This window comes from Pseudomonas sp. QE6 (assembly GCF_041379005.1).
GTDB lineage: Bacteria > Pseudomonadota > Gammaproteobacteria > Pseudomonadales > Pseudomonadaceae > Pseudomonas.
The window spans coordinates 2,341,977-2,362,021 of the sequence record NZ_CP166873.1; the positions used below are offsets into that span (position 1 = coordinate 2,341,977).

The 20,045-nt window shown below is 67.5% G+C and carries 24 protein-coding genes; 11 read left to right on the forward strand and 13 right to left on the reverse strand.

Translation table 11 applies throughout. The annotated features are described in order from the left end of the window. Positions 1-54: 54 nt before the first annotated feature. The 3 genes from ACAW63_RS10760 to ACAW63_RS10770 are packed head-to-tail and all read left to right on the forward strand — an operon-like array spanning position 55 to position 2,101. Positions 55-900, forward strand: a complete 846-nt coding sequence (locus tag ACAW63_RS10760) for a DUF692 domain-containing protein (RefSeq protein WP_371233568.1) — start codon at positions 55-57, stop codon at positions 898-900. Then, positions 893-1,666, forward strand: coding sequence for a DUF2063 domain-containing protein (locus ACAW63_RS10765; protein WP_371233569.1), 774 nt, complete (start codon positions 893-895; stop codon positions 1,664-1,666). Before ACAW63_RS10760 ends, ACAW63_RS10765 begins: the two co-directional genes overlap by 8 nt. Positions 1,667-1,678: 12 nt before the next feature. Then, the gene (locus ACAW63_RS10770; protein WP_371233570.1) at positions 1,679-2,101 is read left to right on the forward strand and encodes an organic hydroperoxide resistance protein; all 423 of its coding nucleotides are present in this window, start codon (positions 1,679-1,681) and stop codon (positions 2,099-2,101) included. A gap of 899 nt (positions 2,102-3,000) precedes the next feature. On the opposite strand, the gene ACAW63_RS10775 is transcribed toward ACAW63_RS10770, so the two are convergent. From ACAW63_RS10775 to ACAW63_RS10790, 4 genes are all read right to left on the reverse strand, one after another. After that, entirely contained in the window at positions 3,001-3,516 is a 516-nt protein-coding gene (locus ACAW63_RS10775; RefSeq protein ID WP_371233572.1) for a DoxX family protein, read from the reverse strand. Positions 3,517-3,596: 80 nt separating this feature from the next. Continuing rightward, a complete protein-coding gene (locus ACAW63_RS10780; protein WP_371233574.1) occupies positions 3,597-4,244 on the reverse strand; it encodes a hypothetical protein in 648 nt (215 codons plus the stop codon). Positions 4,245-4,381: 137 nt separating this feature from the next. Beyond that, complete coding sequence (locus tag ACAW63_RS10785) at positions 4,382-5,692, reverse strand: ATP-binding protein (protein WP_371233575.1); 1,311 nt, start codon at positions 5,690-5,692, stop codon at positions 4,382-4,384. Then, entirely contained in the window at positions 5,689-6,429 is a 741-nt protein-coding gene (locus tag ACAW63_RS10790; protein ID WP_275610474.1) for a response regulator, read from the reverse strand. Before ACAW63_RS10790 ends, ACAW63_RS10785 begins: the two co-directional genes overlap by 4 nt. A 224-nt stretch (positions 6,430-6,653) precedes the next feature. On the opposite strand from ACAW63_RS10790, the gene ACAW63_RS10795 reads away from it, so the two are divergent. Together ACAW63_RS10795 and ACAW63_RS10800 are read left to right on the forward strand one after the other, a co-directional pair. Further along, on the forward strand, positions 6,654-6,926 hold the full coding sequence (locus tag ACAW63_RS10795; protein ID WP_343574547.1) for a DUF2790 domain-containing protein: 273 nt from the start codon (positions 6,654-6,656) through the stop codon (positions 6,924-6,926). An 88-nt stretch (positions 6,927-7,014) separates the two neighbouring features. Next, positions 7,015-8,232 carry a cytochrome c biogenesis protein DipZ gene (locus tag ACAW63_RS10800; RefSeq protein WP_371233578.1) on the forward strand — a complete coding sequence of 406 codons (1,218 nt, stop codon included), beginning with the start codon at positions 7,015-7,017 and terminating at the stop codon, positions 8,230-8,232. Positions 8,233-8,293: 61 nt separating this feature from the next. Here ACAW63_RS10800 and ACAW63_RS10805 read toward each other — a convergent pair whose 3' ends face one another. The 4 genes from ACAW63_RS10805 to ACAW63_RS10820 all read right to left on the reverse strand — a co-directional run bounded on the left by ACAW63_RS10805 (position 8,294) and on the right by ACAW63_RS10820 (position 10,253). Then, a complete protein-coding gene (locus tag ACAW63_RS10805; protein WP_371233580.1) occupies positions 8,294-8,593 on the reverse strand; it encodes an addiction module antidote protein in 300 nt (99 codons plus the stop codon). After that, positions 8,590-8,886 carry a type II toxin-antitoxin system RelE/ParE family toxin gene (locus ACAW63_RS10810; protein ID WP_371233583.1) on the reverse strand — a complete coding sequence of 99 codons (297 nt, stop codon included), beginning with the start codon at positions 8,884-8,886 and terminating at the stop codon, positions 8,590-8,592. The genes ACAW63_RS10805 and ACAW63_RS10810 overlap by 4 nt, the downstream gene beginning before the upstream one ends. Positions 8,887-9,037: 151 nt before the next feature. Continuing rightward, positions 9,038-9,679 (reverse strand): DUF1109 domain-containing protein, encoded by a 642-nt coding sequence (locus ACAW63_RS10815; RefSeq protein ID WP_371233584.1) that lies wholly within the window; start codon positions 9,677-9,679, stop codon positions 9,038-9,040. After that, positions 9,666-10,253, reverse strand: coding sequence for a sigma-70 family RNA polymerase sigma factor (locus ACAW63_RS10820; protein WP_371233586.1), 588 nt, complete (start codon positions 10,251-10,253; stop codon positions 9,666-9,668). The genes ACAW63_RS10815 and ACAW63_RS10820 overlap by 14 nt, the downstream gene beginning before the upstream one ends. Before the next feature lie 232 nt (positions 10,254-10,485). Here ACAW63_RS10820 and ACAW63_RS10825 point away from each other — a divergent pair, with 232 nt between their 5' ends. From ACAW63_RS10825 to ACAW63_RS10840, 4 genes are read left to right on the forward strand one after another with little or no spacing between them, the layout of a single operon-like run. Further along, positions 10,486-10,773, forward strand: coding sequence for a DUF2282 domain-containing protein (locus tag ACAW63_RS10825; RefSeq protein ID WP_275610481.1), 288 nt, complete (start codon positions 10,486-10,488; stop codon positions 10,771-10,773). Between the two features lie 16 nt (positions 10,774-10,789). Further along, entirely contained in the window at positions 10,790-11,623 is an 834-nt protein-coding gene (locus ACAW63_RS10830; RefSeq protein WP_371233588.1) for a DUF692 domain-containing protein, read from the forward strand. After that, entirely contained in the window at positions 11,620-12,375 is a 756-nt protein-coding gene (locus ACAW63_RS10835) for a DNA-binding domain-containing protein (RefSeq protein ID WP_371233589.1), read from the forward strand. The genes ACAW63_RS10830 and ACAW63_RS10835 overlap by 4 nt, the downstream gene beginning before the upstream one ends. An 11-nt stretch (positions 12,376-12,386) precedes the next feature. Continuing rightward, positions 12,387-12,848, forward strand: coding sequence for a DoxX family protein (locus tag ACAW63_RS10840; RefSeq protein WP_343574530.1), 462 nt, complete (start codon positions 12,387-12,389; stop codon positions 12,846-12,848). A 7-nt stretch (positions 12,849-12,855) separates the two neighbouring features. On the opposite strand, the gene ACAW63_RS10845 is transcribed toward ACAW63_RS10840, so the two are convergent. After that, a complete protein-coding gene (locus ACAW63_RS10845; protein ID WP_371233591.1) occupies positions 12,856-13,500 on the reverse strand; it encodes a glutaminyl-peptide cyclotransferase in 645 nt (214 codons plus the stop codon). 36 nt (positions 13,501-13,536) lie between these two features. After that, positions 13,537-14,757, reverse strand: a complete 1,221-nt coding sequence (locus ACAW63_RS10850) for a helix-turn-helix domain-containing protein (protein WP_371233593.1) — start codon at positions 14,755-14,757, stop codon at positions 13,537-13,539. A 123-nt stretch (positions 14,758-14,880) separates the two neighbouring features. On the opposite strand from ACAW63_RS10850, the gene ACAW63_RS10855 reads away from it, so the two are divergent. After that, on the forward strand, positions 14,881-15,642 hold the full coding sequence (locus ACAW63_RS10855; protein WP_371233594.1) for a DUF899 domain-containing protein: 762 nt from the start codon (positions 14,881-14,883) through the stop codon (positions 15,640-15,642). Between the two features lie 100 nt (positions 15,643-15,742). Here ACAW63_RS10855 and ACAW63_RS10860 read toward each other — a convergent pair whose 3' ends face one another. After that, positions 15,743-16,207: a nuclear transport factor 2 family protein gene (locus ACAW63_RS10860; protein WP_371233596.1), complete on the reverse strand. Its 465-nt coding sequence runs from the start codon at positions 16,205-16,207 to the stop codon at positions 15,743-15,745. A gap of 207 nt (positions 16,208-16,414) precedes the next feature. Here ACAW63_RS10860 and ACAW63_RS10865 point away from each other — a divergent pair, with 207 nt between their 5' ends. Then, on the forward strand, positions 16,415-17,164 hold the full coding sequence (locus ACAW63_RS10865) for a class II aldolase and adducin N-terminal domain-containing protein (protein ID WP_371233598.1): 750 nt from the start codon (positions 16,415-16,417) through the stop codon (positions 17,162-17,164). Positions 17,165-17,202: 38 nt separating this feature from the next. Here the strand turns inward: ACAW63_RS10865 and ACAW63_RS10870 are convergent, their stop codons facing one another. Then, the gene (locus ACAW63_RS10870; RefSeq protein ID WP_371233600.1) at positions 17,203-18,252 is read right to left on the reverse strand and encodes a GlxA family transcriptional regulator; all 1,050 of its coding nucleotides are present in this window, start codon (positions 18,250-18,252) and stop codon (positions 17,203-17,205) included. Between the two features lie 112 nt (positions 18,253-18,364). Next, positions 18,365-20,026 (reverse strand): choline dehydrogenase, encoded by a 1,662-nt coding sequence (locus tag ACAW63_RS10875; protein WP_371233601.1) that lies wholly within the window; start codon positions 20,024-20,026, stop codon positions 18,365-18,367. Between the last annotated feature and the right edge of the window lie 19 nt (positions 20,027-20,045).

Sequence of the window (20,045 nt, forward strand, 5' to 3'; positions counted from 1 at the left end):
CAACCTCCCCGCGCCGCTGGCCGGGGAGGGCACTTCCCTCCGAAGGAGACCGCCATGACTCTTCCCGTTTCCCTGCACGGTGCCGGCCTCGGTCTGCGTCGCGCGCTGCTGCCCGAACTGCTGACCATGGCCGACGGCGCGGTGGACTTCCTCGAAGTCGCCCCGGACAACTGGATCGGCGTCGGCGGCTCCTACGGTGAAGGCCTTGCCCGCCTGGCCGAACGCTTCCCGCTGTCCTGCCATGGCCTGTCGCTGTCCCTGGGCGGCCCCGAGCCGCTGGACCACGGCTTCCTGCGCCGCGTCCGCGAATTCCTCGACCAGCACCAGGTGCCGCTGTTCAGCGAACACCTGAGCTACTGCTCCGACGACGGCCACCTGTATGACCTGATTCCCATGCCCTTCACCGACGAAGCCGTGCGCCACATCGCCGGACGCATCCGTGAAGTGCAGGACGCCCTCGGCCGCCGTATCGCCGTGGAAAACATTTCGTACTACGCCGCGCCCTACCAGGCGCTGAGCGAAATCGACTTCCTCCGCGCCGTGCTCGCCGAAGCCGACTGCGACCTGCTGCTGGACGTCAACAACCTCTACGTCAACGCCCACAACCACGGCTATGACGCCGCCGGTTTCCTCGCCCACGTGCCGGCCGAGCGTGTCGTCTGCCTGCACGTAGCCGGTCACTACGACGAGGCGCCGGACCTGAAGATCGACACCCACGGCGCCGCCGTGAAGGACGACGTCTGGGGCCTGCTGGCCAGCGCCTACCAGCACCTGGGCACGGTACCGACGCTGCTGGAGCGCGACTTCAACCTGCCGCCGCTGGCCGAACTGCTTGGCGAAGTGAACTGCATCCGTGAGCTGCAGATGGCCGCCCGGCCGCTGGAGGTGCGTCATGGCTGAGACCCTGCGCGAGCAGCAGCTGCGCATGACCCGCTTCATCCGCGACCCGCAGGCCAACGAGCCGCCGCCCGGCATCGAGGCGCGGCGCCTGGCGGTGTACCGGCAACTGTTCTTCGGCAACCTGCAATCGCTGCTGGCCGGCAACTTCCCGGTGCTGAGTGCGAGCCTTGGCACCAAGCAATGGCAGTCGCTCACCGAAGACTTCTATGCCCGTTACCGCTGCCACACGCCGCTGTTCACCGAAGTGGCCGGCGAGTTCGTCGAGTACCTGGAAAGCCGCGCCGACCAGCCCGGCTGGGTGGCCGAACTGGCCCACTACGAATGGATCGAGACCGCGCTGCTGCTCAGCGATAAAGCCGAGCCGGCCCATGATCCGGACGGCGACCTGCTCGACGGCGTGCCGCTGCTCTCCAGTCTCGCCGTGCCGCTGGCCTATGCCTGGCCGGTCAGCCATATCGGCCCGGACAACCTCCCGCCGGCAGCGCCGGCCGAACCCGCGTTGCTGCTGGCCCGCAGAGGGGCAGACCTGAAGGTGCATTTTTCGCGCCTTGCGCCCCTGGCCCATGCCCTGCTGGTGTCGCTGCAACAGTGGCAGCTCACCGGCCGTGAACACCTCAAGGCGCTGGCGGAAATCGCCGGCATCGAACTGGCTGCCATCGAAGGGCAGGGCATTGCCCTGTTGCGCAGCCTCAAAGAGCAAGGCGTGGTGATTGGCACCCGCCCCAACTGCACCACTTCACGTCGTCTACCATTGGCTCGCCCCTGAAGGAGAAGCACCATGACTGATACCCTGGCAACCGTGATCTACACCGCCCAGACCCACACCACCGGCGGCCGCGACGGGCGCGGCCAGAGCACCGACGGCGCGCTGGACCTGCCGCTGAGCCCGCCCGGCTCCGGCCGTCCCGGCACCAACCCCGAGCAGCTGTTCGCCATCGGCTGGTCTGCCTGCTTCATCGGCGCCCTGCGTCGCTCCGGCCAGAAGCTGAATATTCGCCTGCCCGGCGACGTGGCGGTGGACGCGGAAGTCTCCCTGGGCAACACCGCCGACGGCGGCTTCGCCCTGGCCGCCAAGCTCACCGTGCACCTGCCGGGTTTGTCGGCGGAGGACAAGGAGAAGCTGGTGGCCGAGGCGCACCAGATCTGCCCCTACTCCAAGGCGACTCGCGGGAATATCGAGGTGGGGTTCGTCATCCCCTGATCGCGTTCTTATCCACAACCCAGCCCGCGCATCTTCACTGGTGTGCGGGCTTTTTGTTTTGCAGGACCAAGAGGGATGTCCAGCGCCGCCTCCGCCGGGAAATCTGTTCGCGAGCAAGCTCGCTCCTACAGTCTTGCCCACCGTCAGGCGTTTGGATCGGTCCCGTAGGATGGGTGGAGCGGAGCGATACCCATCGATCCCACGCGATCACAGCATGGGTATCGCAAGCTCCACCCATCCTGCGCACTGCGCGATTGCGACCGACCGAGCATGGGGTATGAATTCCGGATGTAGGGCGAATAACGCCCCAGGCGTTATCCGCCATGCATTTCCCATTTGTAGCGAGGACACCGGTGATGAATTGACAGCGGATAACCGTGAACGGTTATCCGCCCTACGGTCCTGAAATGGGCACTTCGGAGTGCACGGAAATTTCTCTGGAAGTCTTTAGAGGCCAGAGCCAGAGAGCAGGGGCTGCTTTCGTAGGAGCGGACCTTGTCCGCGAAATCCATCGCGGCGGAATCCCCGTCAACAGGTCAACACTTCCGTATTACGCCCGCTCCCTCCGGGGAGTTCATCGCTCAATGCAGGAATGGCGGCGGGACTTCGCGGACAAGGGCTGGGCGCCCCCGTCGCTCCTACGGGAGTTCCAGCCGCATTGCGGATTATCTGCCGTGCGCTCCAGGGGGCCTGTAGCGCGCAGGATGGGGGAGCGATACCCGTAGAGGAATCGATAGAAAGCCTTCTGTTCCATTCCGCATCCTGTAGAAGCGGACGGCGCCCGCGAGTCGCGAACGAAGTCTGCTCCTGCATGCCTGCAGAGCTTTCCCGCAGACAAATAAGAACGCCCTCTCCATCGGAGAGGGCGTTTCTGCCGAACAGTCGGGCGTGGAGATCGATCAGCTGACGCGCGAAGTCCCCAGGAACCGCCGCACCAGCCCATCCACGCTCAGAGCACCCGAGCCCTTGAGCATCAGCGGCAGCAGCGCCACCAGGTAGATCAGCGGCAGCTTGTAGTTGCCAAACCCATGGTCGGTGATGGTGTACCCCTGGGCCAGCTCCGCCAGGCTCGACCACTGCGCCGGCCAGTGCACGGCGGCGATGGCGACGATGGTCACGACGATCAGCGAAGCCGACGCGAAGCGCGTGGCGAGGCCCAGCAGCAACAGCACGGGCGCGATCAACTCGGCCCACATCGACACCTGCCAGTCGAAGCCGACGGAGAAGTGGTTGAAGGGGAAGGGGAAGTTGGCGTGGATCTGTTCGAACCAGTTGTCGCCGTGCCATTTCTCCAGGCCCGACTCGAAGAACTCCCAGGCCAGGAACAGCCGCAGGGGAATGTCCCAGCCCCAGGCAGCGAGGCGGTCGAGTTGGTCGAAGACGGCTTTGATCGGGTTCAGGGTCAGCAGGGTCATGGCGCACCTCATGGGCAAAACAGTGGGTAAGAAGGTCGTACAGGCCGGGCGTCATCGCCCGGTCGCGGAAGAAGGCGGATTCAGCGGGCAGCGCTCAGCGCGGCAGCGGGGCGGGTTTCACGGCGCAGGCGCACGGCCAGCTTTGCCGTGAGCTTGAGGGCGACCGCCGAGCTGATCAGCGCGAAGCCCAGCGGGTACCAGGAGCCCAACGGCAGGCGCTTGTAGAACGACAGGACGAAGACGGCGGCGATCACCCAGGTGCCGCTGCTGTGCAGGGCCTTCCAGGCGCGGGCGCCGAGCAGCTTCACGGCGGCGGGGAAAGAGGTGAGGGTCAGCAGGACGATGAACAGGTAGCCGATGGAGCCAGGGATGTTCGCGGCGACACTGCGGCCGTGCCAGAAGGTCTCGGGGAAGAACTTCACGTAGAGGAGGATCAGCACCGCGTGCACGGCGTGGGAGAATGCGAAAGCCAGCCCCAGGAAACGCCGCTCGCGCAGCAGGCCACGGGTGAAGGCGCTGGGTACGAGAACCGTCAGGGACGAGGCGAGGAAGGCGGCGAGGAACAGCGCGAAGGACGTCCGCGCGGTGGTGCGGATTGCGCTGCGCAGGGCGTCCACCCATTGCGGCTGGGCCCAAAGGGCCAGCGCGGTGACGATCAGCACCAGAGCGGACAGCAGGGAGAACAGGCGCCAGCCATGCAGGCTGGCGGATTCGGCGGGACGGGTCATGGCAGGCTCCTTGGGGAACGCGGCGTGCGGGATGCCGCCGCGATTCGTGGAGCCATGCTGCCAACGGGCTTTATCTCGGATGTGTCCGTTAAAGCCCGTCATGTATCCCTTTGTACAGTCCTTTCACGAGCAAGGTGTCAGGCGGAGGGGCGCAACTCCAACTGAGCGCACAGCCCGCCGCTGGCGCGGTTGGACAGGCTCAGGGTGCCGCCCAGCGCCTGGCTCAGCTGCTGGGCGATCGCCAGCCCCAGGCCGGTGCCGCCGGTACTGCGGTTGCGCGAGCTTTCCACGCGGTAGAAGGGTTTCACCACTTCTTCCAGTTCCTCTTCGGGGATGCCCGGGCCTTCGTCCAGTACACGAACACACACAACGCCCCGGGCGTCGCGCTCGACTTCCACCAGGGCGGAGCCGCCGAACTTCAGCGCGTTGTCCACCAGGTTGGTCAGCACTCGGCGCAGCGCGTGCGGGCGGGTTTCCAGCACGGCGTTGCTGTTGCCTTGCAGCTCCACGGCCTGGCCGCTGTCCTGATAGTCGAGGACGAGGCTGTCGAGAAAGGCATCGAGGTTGACCTTCACTGCCGCTTCGCTGGCGCCGTCCATGCTGCGCGCATAGGCCACGCCTTCGCGGACCAGGTGCTGCATTTCCTCCAGGTCGCTCCACAGGCGCTCGCGCTCGGGGGAGTCGTCCATCTGCTCGACGCGCAGTTTCATCCGCGTGATGGGGGTCTGCAGGTCATGGGAGATGGCGGCGAGCAGCTGCATGCGTTCCTTGAGATACGATCCGATGCGACCCTGCAGTGCGTTGAAGGCGCGGGCGGCATAGGCGACTTCGCTCGGGCCGCGTTCATCCAGCTCCGGCGCCGGGGCGTCCGGGTCGAGGTGATCCACCGCCTGGGCCAGCCGGGTCAGCGGGCGGATGGCCAGGCGTACCGCGAGCCAGGTGCAGAAGAGCAGCAGTGCCAGTTGCACGATCAGCACCCAGGGCAACCACTGCGCCACAGGCACGCCCTTGGGCGTCACGTCGATGGTCAGCGGGCTGCCGTCCTTGAGTGTCAGGTGTACCTGGAAATGCGGGATGGAGCCGGGGATGTTCTCGAAGCGTAGTGGGTAGCGCGGCCCGACCACTTCGGCGATGGACAGGGCGGCCATCGGCGCCTCTGCCATGTTCATCGGTTCTCCCGGCTGGCCCTCGTTCAGCAGGTAGCGGTAATTGGGCCGCTGCACCATGTGTAGCCACGCCTCGCGTTCATCCCTGGGCAGGCGGTCGAGCAGGGCGACGGCGGTGCTGACGTCGGTTTCCAGGTTGCCCAGCATCATGTTGCGGGCGCTCTGGTAGCGCTCGTAGAACTGCGAGCAGAACGACAGGCTGTAGGCGAACACCAGCCCGGCGAGGAAGATCAGCGCCAGGCGCGCGGCCAGCGTACGTGGCCAGTGCAGGACGGATTTCATGCGTTGGGCTCGAGCAGTTCGACGGCCAGGGCGAAGACGTAGCCTTCGCTGCGCACCGTCTTGATGTAGGCCGGCTCGCGGGCGTCATCCAAAAGGCGCTGGCGCAGGCGGCTCACCAGCAGGTCGATGGAGCGGTCGAAGATGTCCGCCTCGCGGCCTTGCGTCAGGTTCAGCAGTTGTTCGCGGCTGAGCACGCGTTGCGGGTGGTCGACGAACACGCGCAGCAGGCGGTACTCGGCGCCGCTCAGGGCGACCAGCGTGCCGTCCTCGTCGAGCAGATGGCGCGCGGTGGTGTCCAGCTTCCAGCGGCCGAAGCCGATCAGCCGGCTGGCCTCGCTGACCTGCAGGTTCGGCGGCAGCATGCGGGTGCGGCGCAGCACGGCGTTGATCCGCGCCAGCAGCTCGCGGGCGGAGAAGGGCTTGGTGAGGTAGTCGTCGGCACCCATTTCCAGGCCGATGATGCGGTCGGTCTCGTCGTTGCGTGCGGTGAGCATCAGCACCGGGGTTGACTTGTGCTTGCCTACGCGCAGCTCGCGGCACAGCTTCAGGCCGTCGTCGCCGGGCATCATGATGTCCAGCACGATCAGATCCACGGTGTTGCCGTCGAGGAAGGCGCGCATCTGCCGTCCGTCCGCGGCCAGGCTCACGCGCAGGCCGTTTTTCTTCAGGTAGTTGCCGACCAGCTCGCGGATCTCGCGGTCGTCATCGACGATGAGTACGTGATCGACATGGTCCATGCCGGTTCCTCGTTCGTAGTGGGTTGAGCGAAGTGTATAGCGCCGCTCCGCGCTTGCCCCGCGCGCTTTGTATTCCACTGTATCTCGCGCCGCCGTCGATACCTGGCGCGGCAATCCCGCGCCGCACGCGACACAAGCCCGATACCTCCGGCCACTGAAATGGGCACCAACGGCAAGGCAAACCGCCTCCCGCCGGCAAACCCATCACAGGACAGGAGTTCATCATGAAAGCCCTCCACCTCGGCAGCGCCTGCCTGCTGGCAGCTATCGCCGCCTTCGCCAGCCTTGGCGCCCAGGCCGCCGATTCCACGCCGGTCGAGCAGTATCACTATGGCCAGAAACTCGACGTAAAGCAGGTCATCGCCATCCACGAAGACAGCGGCTCTCCGTTCGACTGCGGCATCGTCAACGCCCGCATGGATTACCTGGATTCCCACGGCCAGGCGCACAGCCTGGGGTACCGCAAGTTCGCCACGAACTGCAACGAAGGCGGCTGATTTCCCCTTGGCTCCGGCCATGGACGGCCGGGGCGTTTCTTCTCATGCCTGCTCGCAAACTCAGGGCCGCTGGCCCATCGAGGTGCTCATGTTGCTCATCGCCTTTCTCGGCGGGGCGCTGACGCTGCTCAGTCCCTGCATCCTTCCCGTCCTGCCGCTGCTGCTGCAACGCGCCGGCGGCCCGGCGTGGTCGCCCTGGGTCACGCTGCTCGGGCTGGCCAGCGGTTTCGCCGTGCTGGCGAGCCTGGCCACGGTCTCCAGCAACTGGGTGATCGCCGCCAGCGAATGGGGGCGCTATGTCGCCCTGGTGTTGCTCGGCGTTTCCGCATTGGCGCTGCTCTGGTCGCGCTTCAGCGATTGGCTGGGCAAACCCTGGGCCTGGATCGGCGACCGTCTGCACGGCGAAGCGCGCCGCTTGCCGCCAGCGATTTCCGCGTGGGTGCTGGGTTTTGCCGCCGGCCTGCTGTGGGCGCCGTGCGCGGGGCCGGTGCTCGGCCTGATCCTTTCCGGCGCCATGCTCCAGGGCCCCAGCGCGCAGACCAGTCTGCTGCTGTTCGCCTATGGCCTGGGCAGCGCCACTGTGCTCGGTATCGTCCTTTTCGCCGGCCGCCGGCTGATGCAGCACCTGCGCCCGCGCATGGCCGTCATCGAGGGCCTGCGTCGCGCCACCGGTGTGCTCGCCCTGCTGGCGGTGGTCGGCATCGCCAGCGGCGTCAGCGCGCAGCTCGCTTCCGGTAGCTCGTCTACCCTGGTGAACGGCCTGGAACGCAAGGTCATCGACAGCGTGCCCGCGCTGCTCGCCAAGCTCATGCCCGGCGATACCGCCCAGGGCGCCGAACGCCTGCCGGACCTCGGCGCCGCCCCGGAGCTCGCGGGCGCGGTGGAGTGGATCAACAGCCCCGAACTGAAGACGCAGGGCCTGCGCGGCAAGGTGGTACTGATCGACTTCTGGACCTACGACTGCATCAACTGCCAGCACAGCCTGCCGTACGTGAACGCCTGGGCGAAGCAGTACGCGGACCAGGGCCTGGTGGTGATCGGCGTGCACACCCCGGAATACCCCTACGAGCGCATCCCGGCCAACGTCCGCGACGCGGTGAAACGCCACGACATCCACTACCCGGTGGCGCTGGACAACCAGTACCGCATCTGGAACGCCTTCGGTAACCAGTACTGGCCGGCGCACTACTTCATCGATGCCAAGGGGCGGATTCGCCACCTGGCGATCGGAGAGGGTGGGTATGGGGAACAGGAAGAGGTGATCAAGGCGTTGTTGAAGGAGCGGGATGGAGCTGCCGGCGCCTGAAACGAAGAGGGGCAGATATTGGTTCTGCCCCTCTTTTTCATCAGCTGGAAGGCCAGCTTCACTATGATTTCCCAGCCCCCAGTGGTCTGGCTTGAAGCTCCACACCCAGTGCGCGCATGACTTTCATCACAGTCTCGAAGCGCGGCTTGGCGCCAGGTTCGAAGACCTTGTACAGGCTTTCCCGCCCCAGCCCCGAGTCATTGGCAATCTTGGTCATACCACGCGCCTTGGCGATATTGCCGATGGCCACCAGCAATTCGTCCGAATCACCATCGGCCAGCACCTGGGACAGGTATTCAGCGATCACTTCCTCATTGTCGAGGTAAGCGCTGGCGTCGAATTCGCGTAGTTCGAGGGTCATTCAATCTCTCCCGCCAGCTGCTGCGCCAGCTTGATATCGCGCTGCTGAGATGACTTGTCGCCACCGCACAGCAGCACGACCACCACATTGCCGCGGCGCGTGAAATACACGCGATAGCCGGGGCCGGTATCCAGGCGCAGTTCCGAGACGCCAATGCCGACGGACCTGGCGTCGCCGAGATTGCCGCTCTTGATCCGCTCCAGGCGTCGCAGGATCGTCACCTTGCCCTGGATGTCGCGCAGTCCCGCGAGCCAGCGACCGAAGATGTCGGTTTGCTTGATCTGGTAAGTCATGCCGCGACTGTATCCATGAGAATACAGCGGGGCAACGGACTACGCATCTGAAAGATGACAACGCGAGGTGTCACGGGCTGGTGCTGTTGTAGGCTCGGTCTGACGAGGCCTCACTTCATTCTGAAGGATCAAAAGGACGCAGCGGACGTCCTCACCACCGCAACAACCTCGGCCCCAGCAACGCCCCCGCCACAGTGGGCACGAGCATCCCCAGCAGGTACCAGACGCCCCAGAACGGCACGCCCATTTCCGGGCAGTGCAGGCAGTAGGCGAGGGTGGCGGTAGCCCCAGCCAGCAGGCCGCCGGCGGCGCCGGCCTGGCGCAGGCGGGTAGGGGCGAGGCCGCGCAGGGCCCAGAACACGGTGGCGAACGTCGGCAGCGAAAGCAGGGTGATGTTCAGCGGGCAGGTGCGCCAGGTGCGGCCGAGGATCAGGTCGGCGCGGGCTTCCGGCGGCGCGCCGACGAGGGTGACGGCCGCGCCCAGCCAGACCAGCAGCAGGGGCAGGACGAGCAGCGTCCAGGCGGCGCCGCCGCGCACGCCCGGCCGGGCCAGGCGCTGGTTGAGCCAGAGGGCGAGCAGGGCGAGGCTGCCGGGCAGCGCGACCTTCGCCCAGAACAGCGGGGTGCGTGCCACCTCGGCGAGGTCGGCGCGAACCCCGTACAGCGCCGCCATCAGCAGCAGCGCGCCGAGGCCGCCGCCGAGCAGCGCAAGGCCCAGGCGGCGCGCCAGGGCGTGGCGCTCCACGGGGCCTTCGCCGCTGGCGAGCAGGTCGATCAGTTCATTGGTGTTCATCGTTACGCTTACCTCGAATCATGCCGGCCAGCGCCTTCAGGCCCCGGTGGATACCGACCTTGACCGCCGAACTGGACAGCCCGGTGAGACGCGCGGTCTCTTCCACCGACAGTCCCTCCAGCTTCACATGGACGATCGGCAAACGCTGGCGCTCGGGCAGGTGCTGGAGCAGCTTGCCCAGGTCGCGGCTGGCCTGCGCGGGCTCCTCGTCGCCCTCGGCGAACAGGTCACCGTCGTCGTCCAGCGGGTCATGCAGCGCATCGCGCCGGGCGAAGGTGCGGAAGTGGTCGGCCAGCTTGTAGCGGGCGATGGCCTGCACCCAGGCGGTCAGCGGCTGGTCGGCGCGGTAGGTGTGGCGGGCGTTGTGGACCGCCAGCAGGACTTCCTGCAGCAGGTCCTCGATCTCGCTGGGGCGTCGCTCCAGGCGCCGTCGCAAAAAGCCGCGCACATGGATCGCCAGGTGCGCGAGAAATTCACGATAGGCCGCCGCGTCACCCGCCATGCCGCGCAGCAGCAGGGCCTGCAACTGCGCTTCACGCGCGCTCAATGCGTCCTCTCGGGTAGTTCGTTGCATCGGCCGCCTGGGTTACATCCGTGAGCAAATTTTCTTTTCCGGATCGCTCCGCTGTCAGTGGCGGGCAGTCCCTGGGCATGAAAAACATCAGCACTTCATAACGTTAGCGGGGGTGATGAAAAAATTTCAAAAAAAATTTCCAGGTGCCTGTAACCACCGCCGCGCAGCACACGAATTACTCCACGAGCCCGGCAGTTCGCCGAGCCCTTCCAACCCTCGTGGAGACGACATCATGAAAAGCCTCACCCTCGCCACCGCCGCCCTTGCTCTCGCCTCCCTGGCTGGCGTTGCCCTCGCGGACGACACGAAGACCCCGGCCGGCAGCGGCGCGGCCATGGAGAAGTGCTACGGCGTGGCCATGGCCGGCAAGAACGACTGCAAGGCCGGCGCCGGCACCACCTGCGCGGGCAGCGCCAAGAAGGACTACGACGGCATGCACTGGAAGAACGTCCCGGCCGGCACCTGCACCACCATCAAGACGCCCCACGGCATGGGCTCGCTGACCCCGATGAAGTCCTGACAGGGAGGCGCCGACCATGTCCGTGTGCAACCGAATGGGCGCCGGTCTGGGGCTGAAGGCCGAGCATTACGGCGAAGCCTGGACGTGCGACGCCGACGGCCTGTGGTTCGAGGTCCATCCGGAGAACTACATGGTCGGCGGCCCTCGCCGCACCTGGCTTGAGCGGATGGCCGAGCGCCACCCGCTCTCGCTGCACGGCGTCTCGCTGTCCCTGGCGGCGGACGCCCCGCCGGATACGGAGCACCTGCAACGCCTGCGCGTGCTGGTGGACCGCGTCGAGCCGGCGCTGGTCTCCGAGCACCTGGCCTGGTCCGCCTGGCGCGGCAAGTATCACCCTGACCTGTTGCCCTTCCCACGTACTGACGAGGCGCTGGCGCGCATCGCCGACAATATCCAGCGCACCCAGGACGCCCTCGGTCGACGCATCGCCATCGAGAACCCGAGCCATTACCTGCGCTTGGACGGCCACGACTGGGACGAGATCGACTTCCTCGCCGAACTGGTGCGGCGCACGGGTTGCGCGCTGCTGCTGGACGTCAACAACGTCCATGTCAGCGCCCACAACCTCGACTACAGTGCCGCCGCCTACCTGTACCGGGTGCCCGCCGAGGCCATCGCCGAGATTCATCTTGCCGGGTACAGCCACGACGAAGGCGGCACGTTGTTGATCGACTCCCACGACGCTGCCATCGCCGAGCCGGTCTGGGCGCTCTACCAACGCCTGGTCCAGCGCATCGGGCCACGGCCGACGCTGATCGAGCGGGATGACCATATCCCCGCGTTCGGCGAACTGCTGGCCGAGCGCGAGATCGCCCAGGCCACGCTGAATCTCGCAGGAGGCTGCCCATGAAACGCACCCTCGGCCAGTTCCAGGACGCCTTCATCGACGCCCTCTACCAGCGCCCGGCCCCCGAACTGGATGCGCTGACCTCACAGGCGGCCTTCGCCGTCTACCGCAACACCGTACTCAAGGGTTGCGTGGACGCCCTCTGCGACAACTACCCCAGCGTCGAGCGGCTGGTCGGCACGCCGTGGATGCGCGCCGCTGCCGCCGAATACGCCTGGCGCTCGCCACCGACCGATGCGCGGATGGCGCGCTACGGGGCGGCGTTCCCGGCCTTTCTCGCGGATCTGGAAAGCGCTCGCGAGTTGCCGTACCTGGCCGATGTGGCGCGGCTGGATCGCGACTGGCTGGAGGTTTTCTGCGCGCCCACCGAGCCGAGCCTGGAGCTGACGTCGCTGCTGGGCATGACCGCCAGCGATCTCGGCGGGCTCTGCCTGCAACCACGCCGCGCGGTGCGCTGGCGCTGGTTCGAGACACAGCCGGTGTACAGCCTCTGGCACTGCAGCCGCGAAGGCCTGGACTGGCCGGAGGAACTGCCGTGGATCGGCGAGGGTGCACTGCTGGTGGCCGGCTCCGAGGGCGTTGTCGGGCTGCCGCTGGAGAAAGGCGGCTGTGCCTTCCTCGATGCCTGCGCCGCCGGCCATGTCCTCGACCAGGTCTCGACGCTGGCGCTGGAGGCTCAGCCCGATCTCGACTTCACCGACCTGCTCGGCCGCCTGCTGCGCGCCAATGTCTTCCGTCCCCTTTGCCTCGATTGAAGGAGCCCGCCATGGACATCGCCCATCCCTCTCCCGCGTCGCCCCGCCGGCTGTGGAACCAGTTGGCCGACTGCCTGCAGCGCTGCCTTGGCGAATCCTTCCTGTGCCTGGTGGCGCGGCTGGGGATCGCTTCGGTGTTCTTCATGTCCGGGCGGACCAAGGTCGAGGGCCTGCTGACCATCACCCCGAGCACCTACGACCTGTTCCAGACCGAGTACGCGTTGCCGCTGATCTCGCCCTACCTCGCGGCGCACCTGGCGACCTACGCCGAACACCTGTTCCCGATCCTGCTGGTGCTCGGCCTGTTCACCCGCCTGTCGGCGCTGGCGCTATTGGGGATGACCACGGTGATCGAAGTCTTCGTCTATCCGGACGCCTGGCCCACTCACCTGTCATGGGCCGGCCTGTTGCTGCTGCTGATCGCCCGCGGAGCGGGCGGCTGGTCGCTGGATCGGCTGCTGCGGCTGCGCTGACCGTCGCTCAAGCCGTGCGCCGGGCGGGTCTCCGCACGGCGCGCAGCTTGCCGCTGCTGCCACCGCCGCAGAAGAAGCGCTCGCCGCCGTCGGATTCCAGCCCGGAGACGCCGATGCCATCCGGCATCTCCACGCTCTCCAGCACTTCGCCGGTGCCGGGGTCGATGCGCCGGATGTCGCTGCGCTCGTTCTCCCAGGTGCCGTGCCAGAGTTCGCCGTCGACCCAGGAAACCCCGGTGACGAAGCGGTTGGACTCCAGCGTGCGCAGCACTTTCCCGCTGTCCGGGTCGATCTGGTGGATCTTCCGCTCGCGGTACTGCCCGACCCAGAGTGTGCCTTCGGCCCAGGCCAGGCCCGAATCGGCGCCATTGCCGGGGGCGGGGATGCTGGCCAGCACCTCGCCGGTCGCCAGATCGATCTTCTGGATGCGCGCATCGGCGATCTGATACAGGTGCTGGCCATCGAAGGCCGTCCCGGCATCGCCGGGGACGTTCAGCGTACGGACGGTTTTACCGTTGTCCGGGTCGAGGGCGATCAGCTTCTCACCGACGGCGAACCACACGCGCTCGCCGTCGAAGGTGACGCCGTGGACCGCGTCGACCCCGGGGAAGGGACCGAATTCGCCGAGGATCTCGGCAGTTGAGCGTTTCATGGGGCAGTCCTCGTCTGAAGTGATTGAGACTCCAGCCTAGTTCCCCGACCAGGGCGTGGGGAGTAACAAGGTCGTCGCGAAACCCGGCACCGTGGGGGCGGTCCAGCGCCGCGCGCGTCCCTGGCCGAAGGACTGCACCTTGCCGGCCTCCGCCAGGGCGTCGAGCGCGCGCTGCACGGTGCGCTGGCTGGCGCCCAGCGCCAGGGCCAGCGCCGAACTCGACCACGCCTCGCCATCCGCCAGGCACGCCAGCACTCCCGCGTGGCGCTCCTCCAGCGGCCGGGCCAGCACGCAGACCTCCCGCGTGGCCAGCGGCGCGAGAGTGAAGCCACGTGGCGTTGCCTTCACCTCGGCCAGCGCAGCGAGCGCCTTGCGCAGGCGGCCGATCTCCACCCGCAGGCGGGCGCGGTGGGTTTCGTCCGGCGTGTGGGTGCGGAAGGCACGGGCGATCAGCGTGTTGCGCGGCACATCGGCGGGCCAGCTTTCGGCCAGCGCCTGGGCCAGGCAGAACAGCACCGGACGGCGCGCCAGCGAGATCGCCATCCCGCCCCGGCACACCGCATAGCGGCAGGCATCCACCAGCAGCGCATCGGAGGCCCGCAGTTGCTCCACTTCATCGAGCCGCAGCGGTCGCGTGTGGCTGCCATCGATCAACCGGGCGGCGGGCGCATCGAGCAGCGCCATGGCCCGCTCGACCTCCGCCAGCAGCGCGGGAATGCCGGCGCGCTGGGCTTGGTACAGCGCCTGGGAAAGGGCCTCCCGCGCCGCCGCACTCTGCACCCGGCGCAAGGCGATGCCGGCGCTGATCAGCGCGTGGGTCGTGCCCAGGGCCGGGGGCAGGGGGGCGGGGTCGAGCTCCGCCAACTGCCGCTCGGCGTCGTCGACCCGGCCGATCAGTAGCAGGCGGCGGATTTCCAGGTAGCTGGCATGGGCGGCATTCAGCCGGTCGCCGTGCGTCTCCAGCGTCGCCCGAGCGGCGGCCAGCGCTTTAGGCGGCCAACCGAGATCTCGGCTGGCGAGCGCCACTTCCGCCTCGGCGACGATACAGCGGGCGCGCGACATCGCCTCCCGTGGCCCGAAGGCGCGAGCCGCCCGGCGCAGCAGCAAGCGGGCACGGCCCAGGTCGCCCAACTGCGCCATGGCGATGCCGCGCAACGCCAGCGCCGGCGGATCCTCGCGCAGGGCGATGCGGTTCAGCGCCGCCAGCGGGTCGCCCGCCGCCAGCGACCGCGCGGCAGCCGCTACCAGGGAGTCCATCGCAGTCTTGCCACGCGTGTCATTCCCGCCACATTTGTCACTCCCGCCATGCCAGGCCCCGAGCCTAGCCTATCCCTCGCCCATCGACCGATTTGTCGCCACCGGCGACCGGAGGATTTCCCCATGGCAACGCACCCCCTCGCCACCCGCGAACAATGGCTGGCGGCCCGCCTGGAGCTGCTCGACGCCGAAAAGGCCCTGACCCGCCAGAGCGACGAACTCGCCCGCCGACGCCAGGCGCTGCCCTGGGTCAAGGTCGACAAGGCCTACCGCTTCGACACGGCGGATGGCCCTGCCACCCTTGCCGAACTGTTCCAGGGGCGCTCGCAACTCTTGGTCTACCACTTCATGTTCGGCCCGGACTACAGCGCCGGCTGCCCGTCCTGCTCGGCTATCGCCGACGGCTTCGACGGCATCGTCGTCCACCTGGCCAACCATGACGTGACGCTCTGCGCCGTTTCCCGCGCGCCACTGGAAAAACTGCAGGCCTACCAGCGGCGCATGGGCTGGCGCTTCCCCTGGGCCTCATCGAAGGACAGCGACTTCAACTTCGACTTCAACGTCGCCTTCACCCAGGAACAGCAGCGCGTCGGCGCGATCGACTACAACTACGGGCGAAGCGAGCCGGCTCTCGACATCTCCCGTATCCCCGAAACCATGACCCGCTTCGCCGCCCGCTGCGGCACCGACGTGCCCACCTTCGCCCGCGACCGCCCCGGCCTGAGCACCTTCATCCGCGAGGACGGCGCCATCTACCACAGCTACTCCACCTATGCGCGTGGACTGGATGCCCTGTGGAGCATGTACACCTGGCTGGACCGGGCGCCGCTTGGGCGTAACGAGCAGGGCCTCTGGTGGCGGCGGCATGATGAATATGGGGTGTGATCGGAGGAGGGTGGCTCTTCGGCAAAGGGACAACTGCTGCTGGCCTTCTCCAGTTGCGCCCGAATTCATCTATCGCAGATGAATTCGGGCGCAAGGGATTTCAACGCGCCGAAGCACTCACCACCGCAGCCGGCCCTTCGGAGAGGAAGCACTTGTAGACCCTGGCCTTTACCCGCCAGCCGGCCGCAGTCTTTTCCAGCCTGTCCTCGTACTGCCCCCACATCGAATAGAGCGCCCCGGCACAGTCATTGATGCCGCGATGGACGGCGTAGTAATGGACTTTGCTGGTGGCGGAGTTGCCGTCGATATCGATGGTGAAGTTGCCGACGTTGTGGTGCGTGGCGCCACAGTTGGAGCCTTCCCCGAGGTTCAGATGCATGGACGCGATCAGGCTCGCGAGATTCGGACTGACCACGCCGGGGCCCAGGGCCTGGGTGTAGTCGCCGGTGGCTTCGTCCATGAAGACGTCGCCCAATTCATCGAAGCGCTTGCTGTCGACGAGGTCGCAATAGCGGACGTAGAGGCCTTCGATTTCGAGACGGTCGATCAAGTGGTATTCAGGCATGACTCGGGCTCCGAGCACTGTGGTGTGAATTCAGGGGCTGGTGGTTGGCGTCCGCGCGATCTGGACTTCGCGGCAACTCTAGGGCTGGGAAATTGGCGGCGCCTCGTCCATTTGCGGCAAGTAAGGTCGCATCGCATCAAGTCGCCGGTGATGCCTTCCCTAGACTCGGAGACGACCCCGACGCACCCGCGCCTCCGAGGAGCTGCCATGCCCACTGAATCCGTTGCCGTTCTTGATGCTCATGCCCAGGCCCGCGCCGAGCTTGCCTGCGCCTTCCGCTGGACTGCCCGACTGGGGATGCACGAGGCGATCGCCAACCACTTCAGCCTGGCGGTGTCCGAGGATGGCCGGCGCTTCCTGATCAACCCCTATGGCCGGCACTTCTCGCGGGTGCGCGCCAGCGACCTGCTGCTGCTCGACGCCGACGACCCTTCCGTGCTGAACCGCCCGGACGCCCCCGACATCACAGCCTGGGCCCTGCATGGCGCCTTGCACCGTCGCCACCGGCATGCGCGCTGCATCCTCCATGTGCACTCGAAGTACGCCACCGCGCTGGCCTGCCTGGCCGATTCGCGCCTGCCGCCGATCGAGCAGAACTCCATGCGCTTCTTCGAGCGCGTGGCGATCGACGAGGGCTTCGACGGCATGGGCCTGGGGGACGAGGCCGAGCGGGTCAGCCGCCAGCTCGGCGACAAGCCGATCCTGCTGATGGGCAACCACGGCGTGCTGGTGGCGGCGCCCAGCGTGGCGCAGGCATTCGATGACCTCTACTACTTCGAGCGGGCCTGCGAGATCTATCTCACCGCGCTTTCCAGCGGCCGTCCGCTGCGCATCGCCAGCGACGAGGTGGCGCGCAAGACCTGCCGCCAGTGGTTGGACTACCCGGACTTCGCTGTCCGCCATTTCGCCGCGTTGCAGGCGATCCTCGATGAGGAAGAGCCCGACTACCGCGCCTGACGGGGTGCCCGCGACCCGCTGACGCGTTGCAGGCGCCGCTAGTGCGGCAGCAGCGAAGGGTCGTGGGCCAATGGCTGGCGCATGACCGGCGCGTTCAGGCTCTGCGAGCGGTCGTTGCTCGGCGGGCAGCCGAACTTGGCCCGGTAGGCGCGGGAAAAGTGTTCGAGCGAGCCGAAGCCCGCGCTGGCAGCGACCTGGGCCACGCTCATGCGGGTCTGTTGCAGCAGGTTGTGGGCGCGCGCCAGGCGCAGGCTGAGGTAGTACTGGAGCGGGGTCAGGCCGGTGTGCTGCATGAACTGTCGCTCCAGCTGCCGGCGTGACAGCGAGACCCGCTCGGCGATGACCTCGCAGCTCAAGGGTTCCTCCAGATGCTGCTCCATCAACTCGATGGCGCGGCTCATCTTGCCGGCCTGGGCGTGCAGGCTGCGGCGGTAGCCTTCGGCCTGCTGCACCTGCGGCTCGCGCACCTGCTCGATGAGCATGTGCATGGCCACTTCGCGCGCCAGGTTGCCGCCGGCCAGGCTGTCCAGCCAGCTGAGGAGCATGTCCAGCACTGCGGTGGCGCCCGCGCAGGTCAGGCGGGTGCGGGCCAGGCAGTAGAGCTGGGCGCAGGCCTGCACCTTCGGGTAGCTCTCCTGGAAGCCTTGCAGGTTGTCCCAGTGCACCGCGGCGGGGTGACCGTCGAGCACACCGGCGGCGGCCAGCAGTTCGGTGCCGGTCTCGATGCCGACCAGTACCGCGCCGAAGGCCGCCTGGCGCTTGATCCAGGCCTTGAGCGCGGGGTTACGCGCGTGGCGGTGCACGTCGAAGCTGGCGATCACCACGCAGGCGTCGAATTCACCGGGTTCGCCGATGCTTGCCTGGGGGCTGGCGAGCAGGCCGTTGCTGGCGGGTACCGGCTGGCCGTCCACCGACAGCAGGGTCCACTGGAACAGGCTGCGCTGGGCCAGCCAGTTGGCAATCGACAGCGGCTCGATCAGCGCGGCCAGGCCGAAGTTGGAGAACGACGGCAGCAGCAGGATGCCGATGCGCAGCGGCGGTTGGCTGGGGTCCTGCCAATCCAGGCTGAGGGGTTCGGTTCGTTTCATGGTGGCACCTGGCACGGAAATGGGCGCCGGCTGCATTGGCCGCCGCCTCGCTCGAATGGAAAGGCCCGCAGCGCCCATGCAAGCGGAGCGGGCCGGCTTTGGCAAGTGCGCTTCAACGCTGGCATTCGCGCCAGCGCGGGTGAATCCATACCGGCGCATCGCTGGCTGGCAGTGGGCCGTGACCCCGGATCAGGTCGCTGGCCTTCTCGGCGATCATCACGGTGGGCGCGTTGGTGTTGCCGCTGACGATCTCCGGCATGATCGACGCATCGACCACGCGCAACCCGCGCAGACCGTGCACGCGCAGCTGCGGGTCGACCACCGCCTCGGGGTCGCAGGCGGGCCCCATCTTGCAGGTGCCGCTGGCGTGGTAGCCCGTCTCGGTGACGCGCCGGGCCCAGGCGTCGAGCTGGGCGTCGCTTTGCTGGTCGGCGCCGGGCACCAGCTCGTCACCGGCATAGGCGGCCATGGCCGGCTGGGCGAGGATTTCGCGCACCAGGCGGGCGCCGGCGCGCATGTCGGCGCGGTCGCGCTCGGTGGTCAGGTAGTTGAAGGCGATGCGCGGCGCCTGGCGCGGATCGGCGCTGGCCAGGCTGACGCTGCCCAGGCTGGTCGGGCGCATCAGGTCGATATGTACCTGGAAGGCGTGTTCCGGCACCAGGTCGACGCTGCCCGGCTGCACCGCCAGTGGCATGAAGGTCAGCTGCAGGTCGGGAAACTCGACCCCGGCCCGTGAACGGATGAACGCGCCGGCCTCGAAGTGATTGCTTGCCGCGAGCCCATCGTGACTGGCGAACCAGCGGGCGCCGATGAGCCACTTGCCGGGGGCGCGGGTCCAGGGGTAGATGGAGACCGGGCGCTTGCAGCGGTACTGCACCACGGTGTCCGGGTGGTCGTTGAGGCGTTGGCCGACGCCCGGCAGGTCACGCACCACGGGGATGCCCAGGCGCTCCAGTTCCTTGGCCGGCCCGACGCCGGAGAGCATCAACAACTGTGGCGAGTTGATCGCACCGGCGCTGAGCAGCACTTCATTGCGTGCGCGCACCTGATGCAGTTCGCCGTCCATTTCGAACTCGACGCCATAGGCCTGGTCGCCGTCGAAGAGGATGCGCCGGCTCAATGCCGAGGTCGCCACGGTGACGTTGCCGCCTTTCAGGGCCTCGGCCAGGTAGCCGCGTGCGGTACTCCAGCGCTTGCCGTCGCGGGTGGTGCGGTCCACCGGGCCGAAGCCCTCCTGGCGATAACCGTTGAGGTCGGGGCTGTAGCCGTAGCCGGCCTGCTGGCCGGCCTGGATGAGGGCCCGGCACAGCGGCGGCGAGGTATCGCCGGGGGTGACATGGAGCAGCCCGGCGTCGCCCCGGTAGGCGTCGGCGCCGTCGCGATGGTTCTGCGCGCGGATGAAATACGGCAGCACTTCGCGATAACTCCAGCCCTCGCAGCCGCGCTCGGCCCAGCCGTCGTAGTCGCGGGCATGGCCACGGATGTAGACCATGCCGTTGATCGAAGAGGAACCGCCCAGCGTGCGCCCGCGCGGGGTGCCGATGCGACGGTGGTCCAGGCCCGGTTCCGGCTCGCTGGTGTAGCTCCAGTTGAAGCGCGTGCCGCCCACCACGATGCCCACGGCGGAGGGCATGTCGATGGTCCAGCTGCGGTCCACCGGGCCGGACTCCAGCACCAGGATGCGCAGCGCCGGGTTCTCGCCCAGGCGCTTGGCCAGCACACAGCCGGCCGAGCCTGCGCCGATGATCAGGTAGTCGTATTCATGCGCGAGCATAGGACTCTCCCATGGCAGG